Source organism: Marinobacter sp. H13 (assembly GCF_059072335.1).
The window spans coordinates 1-713 of the sequence record NZ_JCACRU010000004.1; the positions used below are offsets into that span (position 1 = coordinate 1).

Annotated in this window: 1 protein-coding gene; it reads left to right on the forward strand. The window is 49.4% G+C overall.

Going from position 1 to position 713, the window contains the following annotated elements:
- On the forward strand, positions 1–408 hold a 408-nt coding region (locus AC5JQH_RS21395; RefSeq protein ID WP_493805993.1), incomplete at its 5' end, for a response regulator transcription factor.
- Between the last annotated feature and the right edge of the window lie 305 nt (positions 409–713).

Genomic DNA, 713 nt, shown 5'->3' on the forward strand with positions numbered 1-713 from the left:
TATATCACTTCTCAGGCGATTGGCCGGGGGGCCATGGGAGTCGTAGCGAAAAATGCATCAAAAAATGAAATTGTCGACGCTATTCGACAGGTTTTGGATGGCAAGATTTGCATTTGTGCAGGCTCTGACGAATTCGAAAGTGGTAATGGTCTTGCTGCTGGCCGGGCCGGATCAGAAGCAGAGATAGATCGCAGCCAGTTTCAATCTTTAACAAAGCGCCAGTTGATAGTTTTAGAGAGAATAACACTTGGAGAGTCCAACAAACAGATTGCGTACAACTTACACCTGGCCGAAACGACCGTGAAGGCTCATGTTTCGGCTGTTTTACGTAAGCTAAATGTTCAGAACCGCGCGCAGGCGATCCTTGCAGCGAGTTGTCTCGACCTAGTTTCCCGAATGCGCAAATAGCCGGGTGTTTCGCTTCAGGGCAAACCTAAAACGGGGCCGGAGTCGAAAACTGACTGAAAAATCAAATCAGCCGGTGGGTGCTGAGAGAGTTCCAACTGACAGTTTTCGGAACGAATGTCAGGAACATTCGGAGCTTATGTAAACATCCCTGTTTTAGTTGCACCGCGGATTAGGGTTCTCCGCACGGTTGTGTTTTGCCAAACATTCCAATGTCGGAGGGTCTTTCGGTGACTCGTGGGGGGGAAGGCAACCAGGTCACGCGGCCGAAGAAAAGGTCCGCTTTATTGTTCAATTCGGTCGTTTCT